The sequence below is a fragment of the Haloarcula marismortui ATCC 43049 genome, from assembly GCF_000011085.1.
In the GTDB taxonomy this organism is placed as follows: domain Archaea; phylum Halobacteriota; class Halobacteria; order Halobacteriales; family Haloarculaceae; genus Haloarcula; species Haloarcula marismortui.
In genome coordinates, this window is sequence record NC_006396.1 from 1,686,537 (window position 1) to 1,711,382 (window position 24,846).

Here is a 24,846-nt window from a genome sequence, read left to right on the forward strand (position 1 = left end):
GCTTTCCGACCCAGCGATAGCCGGGCTACAACAGGAGGTGTGCCAGCAACGCAATGATAGCGACTTTCTTGACGAGAATAACACCGATAATCAGTTGCGTCGTCGAGAGCGCCCGGACGCGTTCGATACCCCGCCGGATGAATGCAGGCGATTGGGCCAGTTCATCGACCAGTAACCGCCACTCCGCACGGAACGTCTCGACCGCCGACCCCTCGCCGTCGGTGTAGGCGGCTTCCGGCCGTGGCAGCCATTGTGACCCCGTGTATTCGAGTTCGACCAGCGACCCCTCTAGATGGCTGGCCTGCTCGAACTGCAGGCCGTTTGCTTCACAGAGCCGTTCGACCTTGGCGATGTCGCGGTCGCTGTTCAGGTCGTAGCGCCGCTGTATCGCGTTGGTCGCCCAGTCGAACTGGAATCGACAGACGAGTTCGCTCTCGCCGACCCACACGTCGACGATTTCGGCCAGTTCGACCGTGCCGGCCGTCTCTTTCCGCTTCCGGTGGAGGTGTTCGTACTCGGCGGGGGACTCCGTTGAGGCCGTCACCTGGGACTCCGTCTCGGGCATACTTCTCGGCAGGAGTGTTCGGCTGACGACACTATACGTTTTCTCCCGCTGGAATGGTTGGCACTCCACGACCGAAGCGAGACGAGGGCCTGCCAACGACACGGTCAGAGGTCGACCGGACAGCCGTTGATTTCGCCGCCACGCATCCCCTCGGCGAGCCAGTAGACGGAAAGGGTCAACACCACGAGCGCAAGCAGCGCGAACTCCAGCCCGTCCAGCGGCAGAAACAGCAGCGAGGTCGAGACGCCGAGCAGTGACAGCAGCCCCAGCAGCACCGCCGACCCGCAGGCCGCACAGCCCGCACCGAGCGTTCCAAGGACAACGCCCGCGACGCCCGCACCGCCCTGCTGGAGGTCGAGGCCGTGCTCGCGGAAGTGGTACGTCACCAGACCGATGTCGACGCCGGTGAGGACGGCGACGACGAGTAGCAGGATTCCCTGTGCAAGGTTGAACGACGTGCCGATGAACGGGTACAGTTCAGCGAGCACGCGCAGGCGGCTAGCAAGCGGGAGCGACCCGCCGACCACGAGGTCAAGCACCAGCGGGACGTTCAGTGAGACGACGAACAGCGTCAGCGAAACGATGGCAGCGATCACGGCGACCGCCGCATAGACCGGCAGCGTGAGCACAAGCCTGACCGTCCGACCCATGAGTCGCCAGTCGCCGCGCGTCGTCGGCAGTCGGAGCCCGCGTGCGATGCTCATCCGTCGCGCTCTCCCAGCGCCTCCGCGATGAGGTCGTAACTGACGCTCCCGTTGACCTTTGTCACGAACTCGCCGTCCTCAAACAGCAGAATAATCGGCGTCGTCTCGCCCAGTCCGGCGTCCTCGGCTGCCTGAATATCAGCCTGCACAGCGTCGTTATGTGCCTGTTCTTGCGCGTCGCGTGCGACCGCCTCGCCATCTACCGCTGTCTCCTCGGTGAGAAACATCGCCGTCCGGTCCAGGACGTTGTCCGGGTCGAACGACGACTGCTCGGCGAAGTAGTGCTCAAACAGCGCCCAGTACGCCTCGCTGTCGCGGGCGAACGTCGACTCCAGCGCCTGTGTCGCCGGCTCACCCCAGGGGTAGATGACTGGGTATGTCCGGACGACGTACGCACCTTTGCCTGCGTCCACGATGTTCTCTCGGATATCCGGCAGTGTTTCCTCGTGGAAGCGGCGGCATGTGGGGCAGGAAGGGTCTTCGAACGCTAGAATGACGTGACCTCCCAGTTCACCGCGGCGGGGCTGGGCGTCGAGGTCGGCGGCTGCCGGGTGGTTGTCGACGGATTCAGCGCTGTCCGCCTCGCTACTGCAGCCTGCGACTGCGCCGACGACACCCACCCCGGAAAGTGTGAGAAAGCGTCGTCTGTTCATATACGACTGGTTGGCCCGCGTGGGTTTAGCGTTTGTTCCACTGTGTGGCCCCGATGAGTAACCGTCTTGTCGCCGGCAGCGGTAGCATCTACCGGCCGATGACGACGACTCACTGGGCCGAGCCGGGGTGACTCCCTGTTGATGACGAGCCCTATGAGTGCCGAGGCCAGCGTTCTATCCATACATTTGCGAGGAGAAGTGAACGAACGCCAGAGAAACCAATCAAGGGATAGAGACTCTATCTGGCATTTAACCTCAGTTGGCATCTCGTGTCTGTTAACTATCAAAAACTCACTGCTAACAAGCGAGCGGCCGACGAGATTCTAACCGCCGTGAATCAAGGAAAGCGAATGGATTTGGTTGCGGGTTCTATTTCGACCTCACCACCGATCGGAATGGGGCACGTCGGATACGTATGTCCGAACTCGCAATTGAAGACAACAGGTGCGTTCGGATTGTACGTTTTGAGGATGTCAGCAATCGTGTCGCGCTGGCGCTCTCGATACTCCTCTCGCCATTCTTGTGGGTTTTCTTCAGCGTGTGAGCGTGCACAGGCGCGTCCGACAAGCACACCGTCGAATCGTTCGAGAAGACCCCGTTCGCCGAGTGCCCGGAGGTTCGCACCGACGACAGCCGGGTCAGGGATCAGTTCGCTCGTCTCCAACGCAAGCACAGTACCGTTCAATGCCTCGGGATCAGGCAGGTAGCGGTCGGCGAGGAACTGCTCAACGAGGACTGCATAGCAACCGCCCCAGATTCGACCCGAGACAGTCTCTTCACCACCACGCCAGAGTCGGCCATCAGAGTGTTCGATCTCGCGCGTGGTTTTGACTGACTCCGGATCTTCCCAGTTGCCGGACTCATCAGTGAAAACTTCCGCTTCGGTCCACTCGCCGACAGAATCCTCGAAAAGCGCACGCCGCAGGTACTCTTTGGTGTAGTCAAACATCTCGCCATCCATCGCGTATTCAAGCAGGGTGGATCCTCCGTAGTACGAAACGATCCCGTGATTCCAGAGGAACAGAGCCAGATTCGTGTTGTCTGAGTATCCGTAGAATCGAGTCGGGTGTTCGCGGAGTACGTCCCCATCGAGAAACGGGAGCATCGTGATCTGGTCGTGGCCCCCGATATTAGCGATCACGGCTGAAATGTCTGGGTCGCGGAAGGCCTTCATAATCTCTTCGGCGCGCGCCTCTGGATTGTCCGCAAGCCACTCCGGGTCGGCGGTCGCGGTCGGATACGCAACCGGATCAAGATCAAAAACCTCGCGCATTCGTTCAAGACCGAGTTCGTAGATGAACCGTGCAGACTCGGGTGCGTTTGATGCCGGTGCGACAACCGCGACCCGATCACCAGGTTCGACAGGGGGTGGAGTAAGGAAGTCGGTCACAGCTGGCATCTGTAGAGCTGATTATATATTTTTTATCCAGCCCTGTACCATAGCATCAAGAGAGCTGGAGACTGGCAAGACAAGCACGAGTGCGAAGCTTGGCATCTCTTTGCAACTGTACAAATTGACCATCGAAAAGGTGCCACCCAGATTCACACAGCAGGTCTCACCACAAACGGGTGAATGCAAGATATGCGTCTTATACCTTGCACAGCACGTCCTAACAGAACCCAGAGACGACGGCTTCACGACCTTCGGTCAGAGCCAGCGGTGTTGTTCACTCGAATCTTATAGCATATACGAGAGGAGTAGCAAGAGGGGGTGAACGGGTTACGGATTGAAAAGCGTCTATAGCCGCCCTAAAGCATTCACTATGGATATGTGGTGAGTCGTGAGTGCCGAGGCCGCTATCTTTGAGAGGAGACCACAGCTCTGACTATATCTGGCTGTGGCCAGAGTCGGCACGAGTTTCGGTCGTGTTCTCATCGGGCGGCCAGATACGGAAGGAGCAACGCGTGTCTGTCGAGCGGCTCCGATGCCACCGGTCGGTTTCGGTGCGTGAGAATTCCCAGTATGCCTTTATTCTGTTCGGCTGAGCAACACACATGAGCGTCATCTGTGAATTTGAGTTGCAGTCCGCAGATATGCCGCTGTGTGCGGTTGCTGCGGAACTGAACACCCGACTGATCGTCGACACCGTCGTCTCTGGCACGACCGACGAACCGGCACTCGTGTTCTCCGCGACGGGCGTCGAACCGGACGCACTTGAATCAGCATTGCTCGGCGATGAATCGGTCGTGGAGTTTGTCGCCATGGACTCGGCTATCGTCGAGTCACGGTATCGGGTCGTCCTCGATACAGACTACGTCGAAATGTACACCCAGCTCGTCGACCGGCAGACGTATCCGATGGGTGCGCTCGTGACCGAGCACGGGTGGAAGGTGAGCACGCAGTTCGCCGACCGGGCAGACCTCGAAGCGTTCCGGGACACCTGTCAGTCAAGCAGTGTCACGTTCCGCCCGCACCGGCTCTGTGAGACAGAACACGGCGGCGATGACTACGGACTCACCGCGCCACAGCGAGAGGCACTACTGGCGGCCCACCGACTGGGGTATTTCACCGTCCCCCGTGGGGCAGACCTGACGGACCTTTCAGCGGAACTCGACGCGACCACGTCCGCGATCTCGGAGCGGCTCCGTCGTGGGACGGACCGGCTGATCGACCACACGATTGCCAGCTCCGAACAGTGACAGCCGGCTAGCCGGAACGGGGCTATTTCGGCGAGAGATCCCTCTCTTATAAATTGCTGTACATATGCTGGCAACGGTTAGGGCTGAGACTTGCGTAGCACTACATGACGGTGACCCAATATGACCATCCACCAGCACCCACACGTCACTGACCGCGACGCACACTTCGTCGGGGGCGGTATTGCCTCCCTGGCTGGCGCGGCGTTCCTCGTTCGGGACGGCAATATGCCCGGCGAAAACATCCATGTCTACGAAAAGCTGGACGTCGTCGGTGGCGCGATGGACGGCGCTGGCGACCCGGACGAGGCGTACCTGATCCGGGGCGGTCGGATGTTCAACTACCCGGCGTATGAATGTACGTGGGACCTCTTCGAGACGATTCCGTCGCTCGAAGACGACTCGCGCTCGGTCAAGGCCGTGATGGACGAGTTCAACGAAACGCACCCCTCGTACGCGAAAACACGGCTGATGCACGAGGGCGAACGAATCGACGCTGGCGAGTACGGACTGACGCGACAGCACCGCCAGTCGATAGCTCGGTTGCTCCTCACGCCCGAACCGCGGCTCGGTGACACGCGCATCGAGGAGTGGTTCGACGAGTCGTTCCTGGAGACGAACTTCTGGTACGTCTGGGCGACCATCTTCGCGTTCCAGCCGTGGCACAGCGTCGCCGAGGTCCGGCGATACATGTACCGGTTCCTCCACGAGTTCCCGCAACTGCACACCATGGAGGGTATCGACCGGACGAAGTACAACCAGTACGACTCGATGATCCTCCCGCTCCGACGCTGGCTCGAAGACAGGGGCGTCTCCTTCGAGTACGGCCACGAGGTGACCGATATGGATATCGTCCCGTCGCGGACGGGGCGTACCGTCGAGCGGCTCTACTGTGAGACCGACAGCGGCACCGAGACGGTCCCCGTCGAGCCGTCCGACCTCGTGTTCGTGACGAACGGGTCGATGACCGACGGCTCGTCCATCGGCGGGATGGACGAGGCCCCCGAACTGAACGAAACCGGGGCGTCGTGGGAGCTGTGGAAGTCCATCGCCGAGGACAACCCACAGTTCGGCAATCCGTCGGTGTTCGCGGACAACGTCACGGAAACGAAATGGGAGTCGTTCACCGTTACCCTGCACAACACCGACTTGTTCGACCACATCGTCGATTTCACGAACGAGGAACCGGGCAACGGGCTCGTCACCTACCTCGGGTCGAACTGGCTGTTGTCGACAGTCGTCGCCGCCCAGCCACACTTCGCGAACCAGCCGGACGACGTGAAGGTATTCTGGGGCTACGCGCTGTTCCCGGATCGGGAAGGGAACTACGTGGAGAAGCCGATGTCCGAATGTACCGGCCGCGAGATCCTTCAGGAGCTGTGTTACCACCTGCAGTGTGAGGAACGGCTCCCGGAGATACTTGACGACGTGACCTGCATCCCGGCGATGATGCCGTTCATCACGGCGCACTTCCAGCCCCGAGAACCCGGTGACCGGCCCGATGTCGTTCCGGACGGGTCGAACAATCTGGCGTTCCTCGGACAGTACGCCGAACAGCCACGGGATGTCGTGTTCACCGTCGAGTACTCGGTCCGGTCGGCGATGACCGCCGTCTACGAGATGCTCGACCTCGACCGGGAAGTCCCCCCGGTGAGCAAGCACTACCGGAAGCCGGGTGTCATCGCAGACACTGTCCGTGCCGCGTACCGCTGAGGGAGTCGACGGCGGTACGGGCGCGGACATTCCAGCACTTTAGTACGGTGACAGAGATGGGTGTGTATGCACACATCGACGCGCGCCGTCTGGGGGCTGCGATGGTAAATCTCGCACTCTCTGCAGCACAGCTAGTACTGGCACTGGTGCTTGTAGGACTGAACGGCTTTTTCGTTGCCGCTGAGTTCGCGTTCGTTCGCGTTCGCGGCACATCGGTCGAACAGCTCGCTGACGAAGGCCGGGCCGGCGCAGGCTCGCTCCAGGCAGTGATGGCGGACCTAGATAACTATCTCGCGGTGACCCAGCTCGGGATTACACTCGCCTCACTGGGGCTGGGGTGGGTCGGGGAGCCCGCGGTCGCAGCCCTTCTGGAACCTGTTCTGGCCCCGGTACTGCCCGAGACCCTCCTCCACGTCGTCGCGTTCGCAGTCGGGTTCACCATCATCACGTTCCTCCACGTCGTCTTCGGCGAACTCGCGCCGAAGACGTTTGCGATTGCTCGGACTGAGCGGCTCTCGCTGTTGCTTGCGCCGCCGATGAAGCTGTTTTACTACCTGTTCTATCCCGGGATCGTCGTCTTCAACGGCTCGGCCAACGCCTTCACGCAATTACTGGGTGTCCCGCCGGCATCGGAGACGGACGAGACACTCGGCGAGCGCGAGATACGCCGAGTACTGGCCCGGTCTGGCGAAGAGGGAAACATCGACGCGTCTGAGGTCGACATGATCGAGCGCGTGTTCGATCTCGACGATACGGTCGTTCGGGAGGTCATGGTCCCGCGACCTGACGTTGTGAGCGTCCCGGCCGACGCAACGATGTCGGATATCCGGGCGGTCGTTCTCGACGAAGGACACACCCGCTATCCGGTGGTCGACGCCGACGACAGCGACCAGATCGTCGGGTTCATCGACGTCAAGGACGTGCTACGGGCCGGCGAGGAAGGCAACGAAAACACGACTGCCGGCGATATCGCCCACGAGATACCGGTCGTCCCGGAGACGACAGCTATCAACGACCTCCTGTTGCAGTTCAGACAGGACCGCCGGCAGATGGCCGCGGTCATCGACGAGTGGGGGTCGCTGGAGGGCATCGCGACGATCGAGGACGTGGTCGAGGCCGTCGTCGGCGACCTGCGCGACGAGTTCGATGTCGACGGCCGCGAACACGCCATCCGCAAGCAAAGCGACGGGAGCTACGACGCCGACGGCGGCGTGCCACTGTCGACAGCGGGCGAGGCGCTCGGTGTCGACCTCGACAGGGACGCGGTCGAAACCATCGGTGGGCTGGTGCTGAGTCAGCTTGACCGCGCTCCGGAGGTCGGCGACACCGCCGAAGCGGCCGGATACGTGTTCGAGGTGACGAGCGTCGAGGGCACCCGTATCTCGACGGTTCGGATTCGAGCGAACGACGGCGACGACTCGCCGTCGACTGAGTGAGCACCGTTCGGACTGTCGGCCGAGTGGGTGACTCGCACACGGTCTGCTGTCCGTCTTTCGAGAATGTCGCCATCACGGATGGCGAGTATCCCGTCGCAGTCACAGCCACCAGTCTCAGAAGAACTCGCCTAAGTAGACGGATTCGGGCTGGAAAACGTCTGCAAGCGGGCCGCGGACCGAGTCGTCGAACATCTCCAGCCCGGCCAGGCGTTCAGCGGCGTCGACGCCGTGCGTCCCGACGGCCAGTTGTGAGAGCGTCGCAATGTCGACGGCCACATCGGCTTTCGAGTCGCTGGCTGGAAGCGGGTCGACCGTCGCAGTGCCGCCGTTCACTGACAGCCGGAACAGGCCGTCGTTGTGGTCAAGCAGCGGATCGTTCACCGAGAGCGTGCAGTCGAGGTCGCCCCCGGGCCAGTCGAGGCGTTCGAGGTAGTCCACGTCGGTGAGCCGAACCATCGGCCCGGCCTCGACCGTGCAGTCGACCGCCCCGGGGTCGTCGACGCGATGGAAGAGGTCAGTATCAGGCGGTAGCTGGAGCGTGACGCGCTCTATCTGTGCGCCGTGATGCCCGAGGAACGCAAACAGCGCGCGGCGGGCCTCCTCGTCGACAGCCGCGAAGTTCGAAACCGAGAGCGTGTTGTTAGCATCATCCGCGACGGTGTACACGACGTACCCCTGAAGTTCACCGTCGCGTTCGTAGCCGTAGCAGTACGGGACGCCGTCGTCGTCCCAGTCGGCGAGGGTCCGCTCGCGCCACCACGCTTCCGAGCGCCGGAGCGAGAGCGCTGTCCCGGCGGCTGCAGCCGTCTCGACCCGACGGAGCCGCTCCCAGTCGTCGGCGTCGAGGCGGACCAGCTGTCCGGCGGTGGAGGGGTCCGGGAGCGCCGACGGCGGCAGGTCGAAGCGGCGATAGGTGTTCGCCGTCCCCCAGCCCAGACGGTGATAGAACGGCGTCGAGAACGGCCAGAGGGTGACGAACCCGACATCGGCTTTGCGGTACGCAGACAGTGCGTGTCGGCAGAGGTCGGCGGCGAGCCCCTGTCCGCGGTGTTCGGGTGGTGTTGCAACCGCGCCGAGGCCGCCGACCGTCGTCGCCGCGCCGCGAACAGTTGTGTCGAAGAAATACAGCTTGCAGACGGCCCGGAGGGTGCCGCCGTCATAGAGGCCTCGCTGGTCGAACAGCGACGGCGGCCAGTCACCGTCCGGGTCCGGCGGCACCGGACCTGTTTCGGGCGCGAACGCGTACTGAAGTATCCGCTGGCAGGCTTCGCGGTCAGTCGTCGGGACGGGGCGGAATTCAGACATACTGTCCCGGGTGTCCGCCAGCTACAGAAAGCTAGTCATCTGCGGGTCGGCGTCGCGGTCCTTCCTGGGAGTGGGGCGTCACGGCACGTACCAGATACCCCGGTCCCGGTCGAGGAGTGACCCGACGACGATGTGTGGGAGCGCAACAATGCTAATAAACATACTCCAGAACGCTACCGCGCCGGGGAGCAGGTCACTCGTTCCAAGCGGGTTCGGGAACGCCCAGTAGACGGCGACGAGGACGCCGAAGGTGGCCAGCGCTCCAACGACGAGGACGACCCAGGCGCGGAGTGCAACGGTCGAGGGGTCCGCGCCGCCGAGCAGGTCCCAGCGCTCGTCGCCGACCGGCTCCGTCTCGACGGACGCCGTCCGCGCCACCTGTCGGGCGGAGTACCAGAATGGGAAGTACAGGCCGACGGCGACGAGGACCGGGACAGACGCGAAGAATACCGCAAGGAGCAACGATTCTCCGGCGTCGATAAGCCAGGAACGGCCGCCGCCGCGCACGTATCCCAGCACGATATGCGCCGTTAGGGCGAGCCCGTAGCCCGACCCGATGACGAGCCGAGTTGTGTCGAACGACCCCGCGTACGACGAGAGGGCTCCGGGTTCGACGAGGCCGACCATCAACGAACTAAACGCGTGGAACGTCTGCGGCCAGAACACGATTGGGACGAGCATCACCGCGCCGCCGCGGACGGCCGCCGCCAGCCCGCGCTGGAACCGGGTCTGCAGGTGGTCGGTACCGCTCGTGGCTTCTAGCACCTGCAGGCCACCGAGACCGCCCTTCGCCATAGCGACGGTCAGCGCCAGCGCGAGGCCGGCGACTGGCGCGGCGAGGAACAGGCCGACGAACCCGCCGATAGCCGCCAGATACACCCCGACGTAGCGCCAGCGGAATGAGGGGCGGCGGCGGCGGAGGTTCTCGAAGTGTTCGTACCCGCCGTGAGGGAGATTGAGCGCGACCATTCCGACGAGGTACACCACCATCTGGGCCCGGAGCGGAACTCGGACTTCGGCAGCGCCGAGGAGACCGAAAGCGACAGCGAGTACCAGCAGGCTCGCCCGCGAGAGCCAGAGCGACGGATGGCGGTCGGTGTCCCGATGCCGCTGCCAGACGGACCCCAGGCTGGTCGTGGGCATATCGCGAGCCTAGGGAAAAACTCACAATAAACGATGCAAGCGATTCCAGCGAACTGGGAACAGACCGCTGGTTTGAATCATGAGCTGTCTGTTGTGAGGTCTTGAGAATCCAGACAACCCTTTTTCAGGCGTAGTCGTTAGCAACGGCTATGCGTGATGGCCTCCCAAGAGACCTGACGGTGACCGTCGTCGGTGGCGGCTTCGGCGGCCTCTCGGCTGCGTGCTATCTCGCTAACGCCGGGGCCGACGTGCAATTGCTCGAACGCTACGACCGCCTCGGCGGCCACGCGGGCGTCCTCGAACGCGACGGCTTCCGCTTTGACACCGGCCCGTCGTGGTACCTGATGCCCGATGTGTTCGAGCGCTTCTTCAAGCACTTCGACCGCGAGCCCGCGGACTACTACGAACTGGAACGGTTGGACCCCCAGTACCGGGTGTTCTGGAAGGACGGCGACCGCGTGACGATGCGGCCGAACCGCGAGAACGCCCGCGAGGTGTTCGAGTCCTACGAGGAGGGAGCCGGCGATGCGCTGGCCGAGTACCTCGACCGGGCCGAACAGAACTACGACCTCGCAATGGACCGGGTCGTCTACGAGGGCCGCGAACGGCTCCGGGACTACGTCGACCCCGACCTGCTCCCGCTCGCACCGCGGGCCCGACTGTTCGGCTCGATGGACGACTACGTCAGCCGCTACATCGACCACCCGAAGCTCCGGCAGTTGCTCGAATACACGCTGGTGTTTCTCGGCGGCGCGCCACACAACACTCCCGCGCTGTACAGCATCATGAGCCACGTCGACCTGAACATGAACGTGTTCTACCCCGAAGGCGGCATCGCCGGCGTCGTCGACGGCCTCGGGTCGCTGGCTCGGGAACTCGGCGTCGACATTCAGACCGGGACTGAGGTCCAGCACATCGCCGGCGAGGCGGGGGCGTTCGAACTGACCACCGAGGACGGCGTCGTCGCCTCCGATGTCGTGGTCAGCAACGCCAACCCCGCCTACACCGAGCAGCATCTGCTTGACCCCGCTGCCCGCGACCACGACCCGGACCACTGGGACGAACAGACCTACGCGCCGTCGGCATTCATGTTGTATCTCGGTGTCGAGGGCGACGTGGACCCGCTGGCCCACCACTCGCTGGTCCTGCCGACGGACTGGGACGGCCATTTCGAGCAGATATTCGACCGCCCGGGGTGGCCCGACGACCCCGCATATTACCTCTCGGTGGCGTCGAAGACCGACGAGACGGTCGCCCCCGACGGCCACCACGCCATCGTCGTCCTTGTGCCCATCGCGCCGGGGCTGGACGACGGCCCCGCGATTCGCGAGGAATACAGAGCGTTCGTGCTGGACGACCTCGCCGAGCAAACCGGCGTGGACCTCCGTGACCGCATCGTCGTTGAAGAGACGGCGTGTGTCAGCGAGTTTGCCGAGCGCTATGGCGACCCGCAGGGGACGGCGCTCGGGCTGGCGCATACACTGTTCCAGACCGGGCCGCTCCGTCCCAGCCACCGCGCCGGGCTTGAGGGGCTCTACTACACCGGGGCCTACACGACGCCCGGCATCGGGATGCCGATGTGTCTTATCAGCGGCGAGCACACCGCCCGGGACATCGTTGAGGACAGCCCGTTCGAAACGAAGGGGGACCGCTCGGCTTCGACGGCGGACTGACGCTGCCGTGCTCGATTGGCAGTTCACGCAAACCGGCTAAATCACGACGCGATAGCGTGACGCGCACACCGCAGCCCAGCCTCGAACGGTTTATTGTCCCCCTTCAGGTAACGGAGGCATGGAGAAGCTCCGCGAGTCACTGCACGAGGCCCCGATAATCGATAAGGACGGATACTCCTATCTGGTCCACCCGCTCAGCAACGGCGTGCCGATGCTGGAGCCAGAACTCCTCCGCGAGGTCGTCGTCGGCGTGACGCGGGCGGCCGACCTCGACGTGGACAAGATCGTCGCGCCGGAGGCGATGGGCATCCACATCGCAACCGCGCTCTCACTGCAGACGGATATCCCGCTTGTGGTCATCCGTAAGCGCTCCTACGGTCTCGACGACGAGGTCCCGCTGCACAAGACCACCGGTTACTCCGAATCGGAGATGTTCATCAATGACATCGAGGCGGGCGACGACCTGCTCATCGTTGACGACCTGCTCTCGACCGGCGGAACGATGGCCGCCATCTGTGAGGCGCTTGACGACATCGGGGCGGACATCTCTGATATCGTCGTCGTCTTCCGGAAACAGGGCGAGTCGGCGCTTGACGACACTGATTACGATGTGACCAGCCTGCTCGACATCTCGGTCGACCAGGACGGCGTGACTATCCACGACTGAGAGTGACTGCGGCCCCTGTTTACCCCTGCTCGACAGCGGCAGCCATGTGCTTTCGGGCTTCTTCGGGGGTCATCCCACGAACGCCACACGCACAGGAGAGCAGGTCGGGGTCGGTCAGGTCGTCGACCTCCTCGGCGCTGGCCCGATCAAGTACGTCCTCGTCGGCGTCGTAGTCGAACGTCACCCGATATGTGACCTGTGCCACGCCCTCTATCTGGTGGGACTCGTCGGGGTCGGGGTTTGCGATGGCCTCGGCGTGCTCTTCCTGCATCGCGGACTTCCACTGTTCGAGGTTCGCCTCGGGGTCCGAATCGTCGGGCATACGCTGGCTGTCGGCGGCAGGCCTGAAAAAGCGAGCGCTGGCGCTCCGGTCAAGCGGGAGCCGAGAAAGAGGGCGACTCTCGGAACGCTTTTTCCGCCAGCAAACGCTGGCTTCCCTGTGGGCGATTCTCGATCCGATTCCGACCGAGCCCGGTTCCTGTTGGCCGCGGCGACTACCGTCGCCACCGTTGCGACGGCCGGCAGCCTCTATCTCTCGCTGGGCCTCGGGCTGACCCCCTGTCGGCTCTGCTGGTATCAGCGAATTCTGATGTATCCATTAGTGGTCGTTCTCGGCGTCGCTGCTGTCGAGCGCCGTCTCGGCGTCGTCCGGACAGCACTGCCGCTTGCGGTGCCGGGAGCGGCCATCGCGGCCTACCACTCCTGGCTGCAGGTGAGCCAGACGACCTGTGGCATCGGCGCGATCAGCTGTGCGCAGATTCAGTACCGGATACTCGGCCTGACCGTGCCGAATCTCTCGCTGGTGGCGTTCCTGCTGGTGACTGGGCTGGTCGTCGCGGCTGCCAGGCCTCGTGGCGGTCTGTCCTGACCGAACACGGCGGCGCGATACCTCCGCGACCGTGGCTTACCGACCGGTACCGGACAGCCTTCGCCGCGACCAAACCCCTTTTTCGGGTAGCCCCGCGTGGCTCCGGTATGGAATACACCAGACTCGGTTCGACCGGAACGACGGTTTCACAGCTTTGTTTCGGCACTTGGCGGTTCGGCCGGGAGACCGGCGGCGTCGTCGAGACCGACCGCGATGAGGCCCACGACCTGCTCGATGCGGCGTGGGAGCGCGGCATCAACTTCATCGATACTGCCAACGTCTACGGCAATCCTAACGGGACCAGCGAAGCGTACATCGGCGAGTGGCTCGACGATTACGACCGCGAGGACTTCGTCATCGCCTCGAAGGTGTACTTCCCCTTCGACGGTCGCGGCGAGCCCGGCCCCAACGACTCCGGTCTCGGCCGCAAGCACATCCGCGCACAGATCGAGGGGACGCTGGACCGCCTCGACACGGACTATCTCGACCTCTACTACATCCATCGCTGGGACGAGCACAGCGACATCGAGGAGACGCTGTCGACGCTCGACGACCTCGTCCGCGCGGGCAAGGTCCACCACCTCGGCGCGTCGACGATGGCCGCCTGGCAACTGACCAGGGCCCTCTGGAAGAGCGACGTCGAAGACTACGAGCGCTTCGAGGTGACACAGCCGCTGTTCCACGCCGGCTACCGCGACGACGTGAAAGACTATCTCGATGTGTGTGCCGACCAAGACATCGCGGTCTGTCCGTACTCGCCGCTGGCCGGCGGCTTCCTCACGGGCAAGTACGAGCGCACGGACAACGACGACCCGACGGCCTTCGAGGGGCCGGAAGGCTCCCGAGGCTCGCTGTCCGACCGCTTCGAGGATTTCTACCTCTCCGAGCGCGGCTGGCACGTCCTTGACGAACTCCGCGCTGTCGCGGACGAACTTGACGCCACGCCCGCACAGGTCGCGCTCCGCTGGCTCATCGAACAGCCGGACTTCACCTGCGTCCCCATCGTCGGCGCTCGCACTGTCGACCAGCTCGACGAGAACGTCGGCGCGACGGACATCTCGCTGTCCGACGACCAGTTCAACCGGATTGTGAGCGCCCGCTACGCCGAGGACGGCGAGCGCTGGGGCCACCGAGCGTAATCGGGAGACGAACTGACAGAACCGCACTGTCGTCGGGGCACGCCCTTGTCGCCCCGGAAGCGTTCGGTCTAATCGTGGCCGGGTCGGGTTTCCGGCCGACCGCTGATGGGTCTATGACGCTGATTTGCTGGCCCCGTCACCGGAAGCAGCCACTGTCTCAGGCGCAATCTCCCCGAACAGCCAGACTGCGCCGCCAGCGACGAGAAACAGGCCGCCAAGCGCCGCAACTGCTGTGGTCGCCGTGGTTGCATCCGCCACCATCCCAGCAGCAAGTGCCAGCGGCGTCCGAAGAATCATATGCAGCATCGATACCGCGGAGAGCAACGTCGCCCGTCCGACCGACTCGACATGGTCGTTAATGTACCCGTTGACGATAGGCTGGACCAGCGGCTTCGCGGTTCGCATCGTCGTGAACGTCGGGAGTACGACCAGCGCGAACCACAGCGGTCCCACGAGTGCGACAGCCGTCAGGGCTGGCACGACAACCACGGCTCTGCGGACGCCGAGACGGTCCTCAACTGCGCTGGCGTAGTAGCCGCCAGCGGATGCCACTGCTGTCAGGGCGGCGTACAGCACACCCAGTCCAAGTGCAAGTGCCGCGCCGGCCTCGCCTACTCGTGCCGCCGCGGTCGGAACACCAGCAGGAACCTGAACGCCGATAGTGGCGGCGTACGGCCCCAGCGTCTCGACCACCATCGGCTGGATGTAGGTGTGGGAAACGCCCAAAACGGCATAGAACAACCCAATGTACAGGACCAGTGCTCGGAGCGGCGGTCGAGCCAGATACGTTCGGATGACCGAGACGGTTTCCAGTGGGTCGAGACGGTCGGCGGAGCGACTGTCACTGCCCCGGTCGGCGTACTGCCGATTCTTCGGCAGTGAGAGCAGGGCAAAGAAGCCGAGACTGTTGAAACCGACCGCAGCAACGAACGGATAGGTTGGGTGCAGCCCATACAGCAGGCCACCGGCAACCATCGAGACCGCTGCAGTCCACTTCTGCACTGCATCGCCCCGGCCACGGATACGGCTGAACTGCTCGCTATCGAGTCGTTCAGTCAGCGTATCGTATAGCCACGCATCCATGCTCCCTGAGCGTAACGTCAGCGCCAGCGCCCACAGCGCATAGAGGAAGCCGTACCAGCGGAATCCCGAAGCGAGAACGAAGCCCGCGAGGGAGACAACGGTGAACAGCACGCTGAGAAGGAGGCTTGCGCGCCGCCCGAGCCTGTCACCGACGTAGCCTGTTGGAATCTCGCCGACGACAGATAGCGATGCGTAGATTGCTGAGAGGGCACCGACCTGCGTGAAGGTCAGCGTTCGCAAGAGAAACAGGGTGAAGATGGGAGTGATAAATCCGACAGCGATCGTGGCACGGTACAGATAGTACCGGCGCACTAACCCGCGGCCGGATGCCGGTCGGAACATACGGACGCTGTCACTTTTGGGGGACTAAGGTCCTTCCAGAAACACACTTCAGTTTAATTTCTGACGGGAAGAGTTCAATACCAGCACACATCGACAGTACCGACAGTATACCGTGGAGTGCGTCAGGCAGTTTCGGATGGGTCGACAACATCATCAGCGGCCGGGTACACGCCGATCTGGTCACAGTGACCCGCCAGCGGGCACGCATCGGGGTCGTCCAGACAGGCCGGCTTTCTGGCCGAGCAGTACTCCCGGCCAAACTGAATTATCGCCGTATGGCCGAAGCCGCATTTCGCCGCGGGCACGTCGCGCTCCAGATACGCACGGACGGTCTCGTGGTCGGCGTCGGCCGGGGCCAGTCCCATCCGGCGGGCGATGCGGTGGACGTGCGTATCGACGGGGAACACGCCGCCGCGACCGCCTGCGAACAGCAGGACGCAATCAGCGGTCTTTGGCCCGACACCGTTCATGTCGAGCAGCGTCGACCGCACCGCCTCGGGGTCGCTGTCCCGAACAAACGCATCAAAGCCAGCTTCGCCGCCGTACTCCTCGCAGATGCGCTGTGCCAGTGCGATGATGCGCTCGGATTTCTGGTTGTACAGCCCGGCCGAGGAGATGGTTTCAGCGAGTTCGGGCTGGTCGGCGTCGGCCAGCGCGCGGGCGAGGTCAGTGCTGTCAATGTCTCCCTCGCTGTTCGCGTCCTCCCCGCCGCCATACCGAGCCATCAGGTCGTCGTGGGCCGGCTGGCTCGCTTTGTCGGATGTGTTCTGGCTGAGAATCGTCCGGACGAGACACTCGTAGGCGTCCCGGCCGCCGTAGGTTTTCGTCCAGTACATCTCGCCGAGACGGTCCACGACGGTTTCTGCCCGCGTCCCCGCTGTTTCCGGGTCGAACGTTGCCGACTGGCCACCGCCAGCGGTTCCGCCGCTGATGTTCTCCGCTGGTTCCTTGTCAGTCATAGCCAGTCGCAGGGCTGGCGGACTCAAAACGCCTGCCCCGAAAAACAGCTACCAGTGCGGACTCAGCGCCTGCCGGCGGCTAATCAAAAGTGGTGATTCCAGAGTGGTCCACAGTAAAGGACCTGAAATGGGGCGTCCTTGGGGCAGACGCCCACGGGACAGACACGAAAAGCTCGTGGCGTGCGGCGACGGGCTATGCCCACGGTGGTCGTCGCCGCGAAAGATGGTCGAAGCTGACAGGTCAATGTACGGTCACGTCCAGGCTCTCACCTCCTGTAGGGCGGCGTTTGCGCGGACGACAGGGACGGCAGCACCCGACTCGCTACGGCGACAGATGTCCCGCCTCGATGTGGCCTGTTCGTCCGGCATACAATTGTTTAGGCTACCCTAAAACACAAAAAGCCATCGGTTTCTAGGCGGGCCAAAAAAGAGAGCGTGATTACTCCTCGACGATAACGGTGCCAGCCATCCCCGCAGCCTCGTGCGGAACGCAGAAGTATCCGTGCTCGCCGGCCGTCTCGAACGTGTGAACGTAACTCTGGCCGGACTGAACGGCCCCCTCACCGTTCTCCCAGCCCTCGCGTGCGGCCGACTCGCTTTCGAACCCGCCGGAAGCCCAGTAGGTCGCGTCGTCCGGGAGTTCCTCCTCGTACGCGACGACGTTGTGAGCCTCGCCACCGGCGTGTTTCCAGGCGACTGTGTCGCCGACGCTGACGGTGAGTTCCTCGGGCGCGAACGCCACAGCCTGCATGTCGACGACGTGGTCGGCGTCCTCGGGAACGCCTTCGACGACGTTCGGGCCGCCGGACAGTGACGACTCGGTCGCCTCGGACTCCTCGCCGCCGTGGCCGCCGGAACCGCTCGGGGCGCTGTCGACAGCGCCAACGACGGCGAAAGAAGCGGTCCGGGCGGCGTTTGCGAACGCGCTCGCGCCGTCGGTTGACCCGCTCTCCAAGTCGGCGACATAGTCGTTCAGTGCGGCCTCATAGGCTTCGTACGCCTCCGCGTCCGCGTTTTCGAGTTTGTCGTGCACCGCGGCGTTCTCGAAGGTAGCGAACACGTCGCTGACGACACTCGCGGCCCCGGCACCGGTCTCGCCACCGCCGCTCGACCCGACGATGGCCGTCACGGATTCGATGGCTGCGCCGTAGAACGTCTTCGCGGCCGCGTATACGTCACCGCCGTCGTTCGCGGCGGAGATGACGCTCCCGAGTGCTTCGTCCTCGAAGCGGTGATACAGGTCCTCGTTCGCCTCTTCGAGTGCCTCATGGTAGCCGGCGGCCCCGGACTCGAAGAACGCCAGCGCCCCCTGAGCAGTCGACGCTGCGCGGTCGGCGTTCCCGAGAGCGTTCGTCGCCGCGGCGTCGAAGGCGAGGCCGGCCATGTAGGTCGCGCCGGACCCGCTGGCGACGGCGGCACTGTGGGCCGATTCGAACTCCAGCAGCGCCGCGAGAACGCCGTCGTGGTGGGTCCCGACCGCGTCATCATCGCCATTCTCGTAGGCTGACTGGAGCCCCACGAGGTGTTCCTCCTCGAAGCGGTGATAGAGGTCCTCGCTGGTCTCCTCTAGCGTCTCGTGGAAGTCGAGCTGGTTCTCCTCGAACCGGGCGAACAGGTCCGAAACGAGCGTCGCTGCCTGCCCCGCCTGACCCTGGCGGTACAGCTCGCGCGCGTCGGCGAAGCGGGCTTTGAAGAAGCCCGACTGGAGAACCGGCGCGTTCCCGCCGGCCAGCGCCTCGATGCCGGCGACCAGATTGGTGTCGACCGTCTCGACGGCCGACGCGACCCCCTCGGTGTTCCCGTTCTCGATTGCTGAGGAGAGGTCCGACAAACCGGACTCGAACGCTTCGTAGGCCTCGCTGTCCGCCTCTTCGAGGGCATCGTGAGCGGCCGCGCCTTCGAAGTGGGCAAAAACGTCCTCGACCATCGTCGCCGCGGTGGCTGTCTCGCCGGCACGGGCCAGCCACCCAGCGTCGTGGACGCGGGCCCGGTACGTGTTCAGCGTCGTCGCGTGGGCGTAGTCTGCCCCGACGCCGCTGCCCGAGACGACTGCGGCCGCGTCCCAGCCACGGGCCTGCATCGTCGCAAGGTGGCCCGCACCGGCGACCGACGCCGGCTGGACCAGCGCATACGCGCCCGAAACGGTCGCATCCAGTGCGGCGCGGGCCTGTTCGGTGACGCCGCTCGCGTCTTCACTGCCTGCGGCGGAACCGATGCCGGCCAGTGCGTTCTCAAAGGCCTCGTAGGATTCTGCGTCCGCAGCCTCTATTTTGCTGTACACCAGCGCGTCCTCGAACGCGGTCATCGTCTCTTCCGCGATCGTGGCGGCCCCCTCGAAAGCGCCCAGCGTCCCGGCCATGGCGGCATTGCTCGCCCGACTGCCCAGCAAGAGCAGGTCCAGCACTCTGGTGGCCTGCTGTCCGGCAGCGGCCTGCTGCGCTGTCTGGAGGTGGCCCGACGCTTTGTCCGCGGCCGACGCGGCTTCCGATACGTTGCCCTCGGACAGCGACGACTGGACCGTCCCGAGGGCATCCTCAAAGCCCTCGTACGCTGACTCTGACGTGGACTCAAGCTGTTCGTGGGCCCCGTACTCGCCCGACGCCCCTTCGAACTGGGCAAAAATGTTCTGTGCGACGGTCGCTCCGGCACCGGGCGCACCGGCCCGACCCAGCGCGACGGCATCGTGCAGCCGCGCCCGGTAGACGTTCCACTCGGTCGCGACAGCGGTCATCGGCCCGACCGAAACACCGCTTTCGCCGCCCTCGTCTGTTCCCGCGGTCGCTTCCTGTTCTGTCGTGTCGGTGTCCGCCGACGCCGTGTTCGATTCTGTCGACCCCTGACTGGGACACCCAGCAAGTAGTCCCGTCGCAGCGATCCCCACCGTCTTCAGCAAGTCACGTCTCTGTGGCATACGCTCGATTAGGGTTGCCTAAAAGACTTAAGACCACCGATGTTTTGGCGAGCCTAAACCGCTGTGTGGCTACACGTCAACACAGTGAGATGGTAACTGTGTCGCCGGTGCTGACCCCGAACGCTTCGTCGCCACGGCCGCGGTTAACGGCGAGTTCGACGTTCCCGTGACTGCCGACGGTGACGAGTCGCTGACTCTTGTCGACGGCAGCGTAGGCTCGATGGACTGGGGCCTCAACACCGTCGACCGAGACCACCTCGCCGAACTGTCCCGCGAGGACCTCGCCGGGTATGTTCGTCACGGCGTTCCCGAAGTCATCGACGACGAGTACCTCGCCGGTCGCTCCGTCACCATCGACTGCGGCTGCCGGGAACCGGAGATCAGCGTAGTCCTCAGTTGGGTCGATTTCAGAAAGGGTTTCAATGGTATCGACGCCGGTGTCGTGGACGGCCGCCGCGGCGGGCGCAAACACGTCCCGCCCGTGGAACGTCGTACTCGCCGGGTCGTCGTAGGCCCAGGTGAACACCTCGAATGTGTCCGGGGCGTCGTTCTCGGTTTCAGCCAGTTCACGGGCGACTGGCAGGAGGACGCCGTTGTCAGGCCCCACGAGCGCGTGGTCGCCCGCGCGGACGACGATGGCGTCTCTGTCGGTTCCAACGCCCGGGTCGACGACGACACAGTGGACTGCCGGCGGAAAGTACGGGAGCGTTTGCGTGAGCCAGAACGCCGCTGCCCGCACGTCCTGCCGTGGGAAATCGTGAGCGATATCCTCGATACGCGCGTCGGTCGCCTGACAGATGACGCCTTTCATCGCCGCCGGATAGGGCGAGCCGAAGTCAGAACTGAGGGTTATCATCAGTCGTCAAGGTCGTCGAGTGATTCGGGGAGCGATTCGCCCGTGGCGGCGTACCGTTCGAGCGAGTCGCTGTCTGAGACGTGCTGGAGTCGCTTGATGCCGTGGATCTCCTCGATGACTTCCACAACAGATGCCGGGACCCGGTCACGCCAGGACTCGTCGTCGATCATCCGCTGGCGGATCTCGCTGCCCTCCAGTCGGTCGCGGTCGAACATCGGCGACTGGCGGACCTCGATACCGGCCTCCTCGAACAAGCGGACGACAAGCGGATTGTTCGAGTACGCCACGTCGAAGTCCGGGCACATACTCTCGACGTGGCTCACCCAGACGGCGTTGCGGTTGATGTCCTCAAGGGGAACGACATAAGTCGTCAGGTCGTACTCTGCGACGGCCTTCGTGATCATCATGATCCGTTCACCGGCCGTAAAGGGGTCGTGTGTGGTGTGTGAATCGTCGGCGCTCCCGATACCCAGTACAAGCTCGTCGACCTCCTCCGAGATCCGCTCGACCATCGAGTGATGGCCATTGTGGTAGGGCTGGAAGCGACCGATGTAGAACCCACGCATATTCCCCAGTGGGTGTGGTGGTTTGATAAACCCGACGACGCGGTACTGCCGGAATACAACCCCACCTAATTCGGGCGCTGTACTGCGGTTTTCGGGGTGTTGCAACAACCGACACGGGGAGAAAGTATATCAGTCGACAGGCCTTCCATGAGTATGTTAGCAACGTTTGTATGAGCGACAACACCGACACCGACGCGACTCCCGACCCTGACCGGGAGGCATCCGACGCTGGGGAGGAAGAGGCGTCGACCAACGGGGCCAAACAGGACCCCAACGAACCCGCCTCTGAGCCCTCGGCAGACGAGCCATCCGACCCGTCCGAGGACCGATGGGCCGGCGAGGGAGAAACGTCCGAAACGACACTCGGAAGCGATGTCCAAGTTGACGGCGAGTCTGAACTGGACGGAGATGAGGAGAATCTCCTTGGCGGTCTCGAAATCGAATCGACCGCCGACATCGAAGTGCCAGACCGACTCGTCGACCAGGTCATCGGGCAGGACCACGCCCGTGACGTGATCAAGAAGGCGGCCAAACAGCGCCGTCACGTGATGATGATTGGCTCCCCCGGAACGGGGAAGTCGATGCTGGCGAAGGCGATGTCTCAGCTGCTCCCACGAGAGGAACTGCAGGACGTTCTTGTCTATCACAATCCCGACGACGGCAATGAACCGAAAGTACGCACTGTCCCCGGCGGCAAAGGGGAACAGATTGTCGAGGCCCACAAGGAGGAGGCCCGCAAGCGAAACCAGATGCGGACCTTCCTCATGTGGATCATCATCGCCATCGTCATCGGCTACGCCCTGATCCTCGTCCAGCAGGTCCTGCTGGGGATTCTCGCGGCCGGTGTCATCTATCTCGCATTCCGCTACGGTTCGCGCGGCAGCGACGCGATGATTCCGAACCTGCTCGTCAACAACGCCAACCAGAAGACCGCGCCGTTCGAGGACGCCACGGGTGCCCACGCCGGTGCGCTGCTGGGCGACGTTCGTCACGACCCGTTCCAGTCCGGTGGGATGGAGACGCCGAGCCACGACCGCGTCGAGCCCGGCGCGATCCACCAGGCCAACAAGGGCGTGCTGTTCGTCGACGAGATCAACACGCTCGATATCCGCAGCCAGCAGAAGCTGATGACGGCCATTCAGGAGGGCGAGTTCTCCATTACGGGCCAGTCCGAGCGGTCTTCGGGTGCGATGGTCCAGACCGAGCCCGTCCCCTGTGACTTCATCATGATCGCCGCGGGGAACCTCGACGCGATGGAGAATATGCACCCCGCGCTGCGCTCCCGTATCAAGGGGTACGGGTACGAGGTGTACATGGACGACACCATCGAGGACGACCCCGAGATGCGACGGAAGTACGCTCGGTTCATCGCCCAGGAGGTCGAAAACGACGGGCGGCTCCCGCACTTCACCGAGGAGGCCGTTCAGGAGCTCATCCTGGAGGCCCGGCGTCGCGCCGGCCGAAAAGGCCACCTCAGCCTGAAGTTCCGTGACCTTGGCGGACTGGTCCGCGTCGCTGGCGACATCGCCCGCGCCGAGGACCGCGACCGCACCGAGCGCGCAGATGTCCTGCAGGCCAAACGGCGCTCCCGGTCCATCGAGCAACAGCTCGCGGACAACTACATCGAGCGCCGCAAGGACTACGAGCTCACCGTCAACCAGGGCGACGTGGTCGGCCGCGTCAACGGGCTCGCCGTCATGGGCGAGGACAGCGGTATCGTCCTCCCCGTGATGGCCGAGGTCAGCCCGTCACAGGGCCCCGGTCAGGTCATCGCCACGGGACAGCTCAAGGAGATGGCCGAAGAGGCTGTCCAGAACGTCTCGGCGATCATCAAGAAGTTCTCTGACGAGGACATCTCCGAGAAGGACGTTCACATCCAGTTCGTCCAGGCCGGTGAAGGTGGCGTCGACGGCGACTCCGCCTCTATCACAGTCGCTACCGCGGTTATCTCCGCGATAGAAGACGTTCCGATCAAGCAGAACCTCGCCATGACCGGCTCACTGTCGGTCCGGGGTGACGTACTCCCGGTCGGCGGTGTCACGCACAAGATCGAGGCGGCCGCCAAGTCCGGCCTCGATACGGTCATCATCCCCGAGGCGAACACGCAGGACGTGATGATCGAGGACGAGTACGAGGACATGATCGAGATCATTCCCGTCTCGCACATCTCAGAGGTCCTCGAGGTCGCACTCGCCGGCGAAGCCGAGAAAGACTCGCTGGTCGACCGCCTCAAGTCCATCACGGGCAAGGCACTCGACCACGAGGTCGGCCGGCAGGGCGGCAGTCCAAGTCCGCAATAAATGCCCGAGTGGGCCGCATTCGTCGGCCTGACGGGGTTTCTTTTAACCGCGCTTCTCGGTCTCGCACGGCTCTCGCAGGGAGCCGTACGGTCCGACGGCGGCGTCTCATCCACAGTCGACGGCGTCTCAATGGCCGACAGGGACCCGACCATCCCACGGTTCGAAACGCAACGGGCGGCGGCCCAGCGACAACAGATGCGCGACACGCTCGCCCCGAGCGATGTCTCGACAGGGGCGTTGCTTGCCAACGTCGCGTTCACACAGGGGCTGTTCGGCGTGCTGCTAGTCGCCGGCGCGTTTTATTTCGAAATCCCCGCCAGTGCGTTTGGAGTCACCAGTGACGCACTTTCGACAGGGTTGCCGGCAGTGGCAATCGGTATCGGCGCTGGAATCGGCTTCTGGGTCGGGAACGAGGGCGCCGCTGCGCTGGCAGACGGCTTCGGCGTCACCTTCGATGAGTCGCTACGGGAACTGCTCGCCCCGGACTCGCCCGGCGGCTGGGTCATCCTGCTGGGCGGTGTCTTGCCGGTCATCGCTATCGTCGAGGAACTGCTCTTCCGGGCAGCGGCTATCGGCGTCCCCGTGGCCGGCCTCAACGCGCCGGCGTGGGCGATGGCTATCGTCGCCTCTGTCGCCTTCGCGCTGGGCCACGGCGCACAGGGCCGGGTGGGTATCGTCGTCACCGGCACGCTGGGGTTGGCGCTCGCTGGCCTGTTCATCGCGACAAACAGCTTACTCGCCGTCGTCGTCGCCCACTACCTCGTCAACGCCCTCGAACTACTTGTCCACGAGGGGCTGGGCGTCGACCGGCTCTGGGCCTAGAGACCCTCGATAGCCCGGAGCTTTTGCTCGACAGGCGGCGGCGCGGCGCTTGGTCCGTCTCGAACCCGATGGTCCGGAATCAACAGCGGCACGGGGTTTGCGGCCAGTGCCTCCCGGACCTGTGCGAGGTCGTCCTCTTCGTCATCATTCAGGTCCGGCGTCATCCGCGCGACCTGCGCGACGGATGCATCTTCGCCGTACGGAATCTCCTGGACAGCTTCCAGCACTATTCGCTGGTCCGTCGGGGCCGTGAGGCCGACCGTCACATCAGCGAAGTCGTCTTCGACCCCCTGAAGGTACTCGTCGATGCGGTCAAGCAGCGCGTGGTCCTCGCCAGCGTCGGCCTCTGGCTGGGACGGAAACGACAACGAGATGATCCGGTCGCCGGCTTCTCCAAGCTGGACGTACCGGTCGAGATACGACGACTCACGGGCGTAGATTCCTGCGTCCCCGGTCGGTGCTTCCATACTATTGGTGTCGGCCGGTCGGCCCTTCAACATTCGG

At 63.9% G+C, this 24,846-nt stretch carries 22 protein-coding genes; 9 read left to right on the forward strand and 13 right to left on the reverse strand.

Features of this window, described 5'->3' with window-relative positions:
- Window positions 1–25: 25 nt before the first annotated feature.
- The 4 genes from RR_RS12400 to RR_RS12415 all read right to left on the reverse strand — a co-directional run bounded on the left by RR_RS12400 (window position 26) and on the right by RR_RS12415 (window position 3,321).
- The gene (locus tag RR_RS12400) at window positions 26–565 is read right to left on the reverse strand and encodes a hypothetical protein (protein ID WP_011223907.1); all 540 of its coding nucleotides are present in this window, start codon (window positions 563–565) and stop codon (window positions 26–28) included.
- Window positions 566–669: 104 nt separating this feature from the next.
- A complete protein-coding gene (locus RR_RS12405) occupies window positions 670–1,269 on the reverse strand; it encodes a hypothetical protein (protein WP_004958045.1) in 600 nt (199 codons plus the stop codon).
- The gene (locus RR_RS12410) at window positions 1,266–1,922 is read right to left on the reverse strand and encodes a DsbA family protein (protein WP_011223908.1); all 657 of its coding nucleotides are present in this window, start codon (window positions 1,920–1,922) and stop codon (window positions 1,266–1,268) included. Before RR_RS12410 ends, RR_RS12405 begins: the two co-directional genes overlap by 4 nt.
- A 337-nt stretch (window positions 1,923–2,259) precedes the next feature.
- Window positions 2,260–3,321 carry a S66 family peptidase gene (locus RR_RS12415; protein ID WP_011223909.1) on the reverse strand — a complete coding sequence of 354 codons (1,062 nt, stop codon included), beginning with the start codon at window positions 3,319–3,321 and terminating at the stop codon, window positions 2,260–2,262.
- Between the two features lie 596 nt (window positions 3,322–3,917).
- Here RR_RS12415 and RR_RS12420 point away from each other — a divergent pair.
- From RR_RS12420 to RR_RS12430, 3 genes are all read left to right on the forward strand, one after another.
- The gene (locus tag RR_RS12420) at window positions 3,918–4,562 is read left to right on the forward strand and encodes a helix-turn-helix domain-containing protein (RefSeq protein WP_011223910.1); all 645 of its coding nucleotides are present in this window, start codon (window positions 3,918–3,920) and stop codon (window positions 4,560–4,562) included.
- 120 nt (window positions 4,563–4,682) lie between these two features.
- Window positions 4,683–6,272, forward strand: a complete 1,590-nt coding sequence (locus tag RR_RS12425; RefSeq protein ID WP_011223911.1) for an oleate hydratase — start codon at window positions 4,683–4,685, stop codon at window positions 6,270–6,272.
- Window positions 6,273–6,328: 56 nt separating this feature from the next.
- On the forward strand, window positions 6,329–7,708 hold the full coding sequence (locus RR_RS12430; protein WP_011223912.1) for a hemolysin family protein: 1,380 nt from the start codon (window positions 6,329–6,331) through the stop codon (window positions 7,706–7,708).
- Between the two features lie 114 nt (window positions 7,709–7,822).
- Here the strand turns inward: RR_RS12430 and eis are convergent, their stop codons facing one another.
- The gene (gene eis / locus RR_RS12435) at window positions 7,823–9,013 is read right to left on the reverse strand and encodes a GNAT family N-acetyltransferase (RefSeq protein WP_011223913.1); all 1,191 of its coding nucleotides are present in this window, start codon (window positions 9,011–9,013) and stop codon (window positions 7,823–7,825) included.
- A 78-nt stretch (window positions 9,014–9,091) separates the two neighbouring features.
- The gene (locus RR_RS12440; protein ID WP_011223914.1) at window positions 9,092–10,156 is read right to left on the reverse strand and encodes a Brp/Blh family beta-carotene 15,15'-dioxygenase; all 1,065 of its coding nucleotides are present in this window, start codon (window positions 10,154–10,156) and stop codon (window positions 9,092–9,094) included.
- Window positions 10,157–10,305: 149 nt separating this feature from the next.
- On the opposite strand from RR_RS12440, the gene RR_RS12445 reads away from it, so the two are divergent.
- Entirely contained in the window at window positions 10,306–11,829 is a 1,524-nt protein-coding gene (locus tag RR_RS12445) for a phytoene desaturase family protein (RefSeq protein ID WP_011223915.1), read from the forward strand.
- A gap of 118 nt (window positions 11,830–11,947) precedes the next feature.
- Window positions 11,948–12,496, forward strand: a complete 549-nt coding sequence (gene hpt / locus RR_RS12450; RefSeq protein ID WP_004958065.1) for a hypoxanthine/guanine phosphoribosyltransferase — start codon at window positions 11,948–11,950, stop codon at window positions 12,494–12,496.
- 19 nt (window positions 12,497–12,515) lie between these two features.
- Here hpt and RR_RS12455 read toward each other — a convergent pair whose 3' ends face one another.
- Complete coding sequence (locus tag RR_RS12455) at window positions 12,516–12,818, reverse strand: hypothetical protein (protein WP_004958067.1); 303 nt, start codon at window positions 12,816–12,818, stop codon at window positions 12,516–12,518.
- Window positions 12,819–12,935: 117 nt separating this feature from the next.
- Here RR_RS12455 and RR_RS12460 point away from each other — a divergent pair, with 117 nt between their 5' ends.
- Both RR_RS12460 and RR_RS12465 read left to right on the forward strand, forming a co-directional pair.
- A complete protein-coding gene (locus tag RR_RS12460; RefSeq protein ID WP_049938938.1) occupies window positions 12,936–13,364 on the forward strand; it encodes a disulfide bond formation protein B in 429 nt (142 codons plus the stop codon).
- Window positions 13,365–13,471: 107 nt separating this feature from the next.
- Window positions 13,472–14,503, forward strand: coding sequence for an aldo/keto reductase (locus RR_RS12465; protein WP_011223917.1), 1,032 nt, complete (start codon window positions 13,472–13,474; stop codon window positions 14,501–14,503).
- 111 nt (window positions 14,504–14,614) lie between these two features.
- Here RR_RS12465 and RR_RS12470 read toward each other — a convergent pair whose 3' ends face one another.
- The 5 genes from RR_RS12470 to RR_RS12490 all read right to left on the reverse strand — a co-directional run bounded on the left by RR_RS12470 (window position 14,615) and on the right by RR_RS12490 (window position 21,220).
- Window positions 14,615–15,928, reverse strand: a complete 1,314-nt coding sequence (locus tag RR_RS12470) for an MFS transporter (protein ID WP_011223918.1) — start codon at window positions 15,926–15,928, stop codon at window positions 14,615–14,617.
- A 122-nt stretch (window positions 15,929–16,050) separates the two neighbouring features.
- Window positions 16,051–16,887: an endonuclease III domain-containing protein gene (gene nth / locus RR_RS12475; RefSeq protein ID WP_011223919.1), complete on the reverse strand. Its 837-nt coding sequence runs from the start codon at window positions 16,885–16,887 to the stop codon at window positions 16,051–16,053.
- 439 nt (window positions 16,888–17,326) lie between these two features.
- Window positions 17,327–19,798 carry a DUF5059 domain-containing protein gene (locus RR_RS12480; protein WP_011223920.1) on the reverse strand — a complete coding sequence of 824 codons (2,472 nt, stop codon included), beginning with the start codon at window positions 19,796–19,798 and terminating at the stop codon, window positions 17,327–17,329.
- Between the two features lie 76 nt (window positions 19,799–19,874).
- On the reverse strand, window positions 19,875–20,654 hold the full coding sequence (locus RR_RS12485) for an SAM hydrolase/SAM-dependent halogenase family protein (RefSeq protein WP_011223921.1): 780 nt from the start codon (window positions 20,652–20,654) through the stop codon (window positions 19,875–19,877).
- Window positions 20,654–21,220, reverse strand: a complete 567-nt coding sequence (locus RR_RS12490) for a nicotinamide-nucleotide adenylyltransferase (RefSeq protein WP_004958079.1) — start codon at window positions 21,218–21,220, stop codon at window positions 20,654–20,656. The genes RR_RS12485 and RR_RS12490 overlap by 1 nt, the downstream gene beginning before the upstream one ends.
- A 170-nt stretch (window positions 21,221–21,390) precedes the next feature.
- Between RR_RS12490 and lonB the strand changes: the two genes are divergently transcribed.
- Together lonB and RR_RS12500 are read left to right on the forward strand one after the other, a co-directional pair.
- Complete coding sequence (gene lonB / locus RR_RS12495) at window positions 21,391–23,520, forward strand: ATP-dependent protease LonB (RefSeq protein WP_004958081.1); 2,130 nt, start codon at window positions 21,391–21,393, stop codon at window positions 23,518–23,520.
- Complete coding sequence (locus tag RR_RS12500) at window positions 23,521–24,342, forward strand: CPBP family intramembrane glutamic endopeptidase (protein ID WP_007188757.1); 822 nt, start codon at window positions 23,521–23,523, stop codon at window positions 24,340–24,342.
- On the opposite strand, the gene RR_RS12505 is transcribed toward RR_RS12500, so the two are convergent.
- Window positions 24,339–24,842, reverse strand: coding sequence for an MGMT family protein (locus RR_RS12505; RefSeq protein ID WP_011223922.1), 504 nt, complete (start codon window positions 24,840–24,842; stop codon window positions 24,339–24,341). The two genes, RR_RS12500 and RR_RS12505, sit on opposite strands and share 4 nt — an antisense overlap.
- Between the last annotated feature and the right edge of the window lie 4 nt (window positions 24,843–24,846).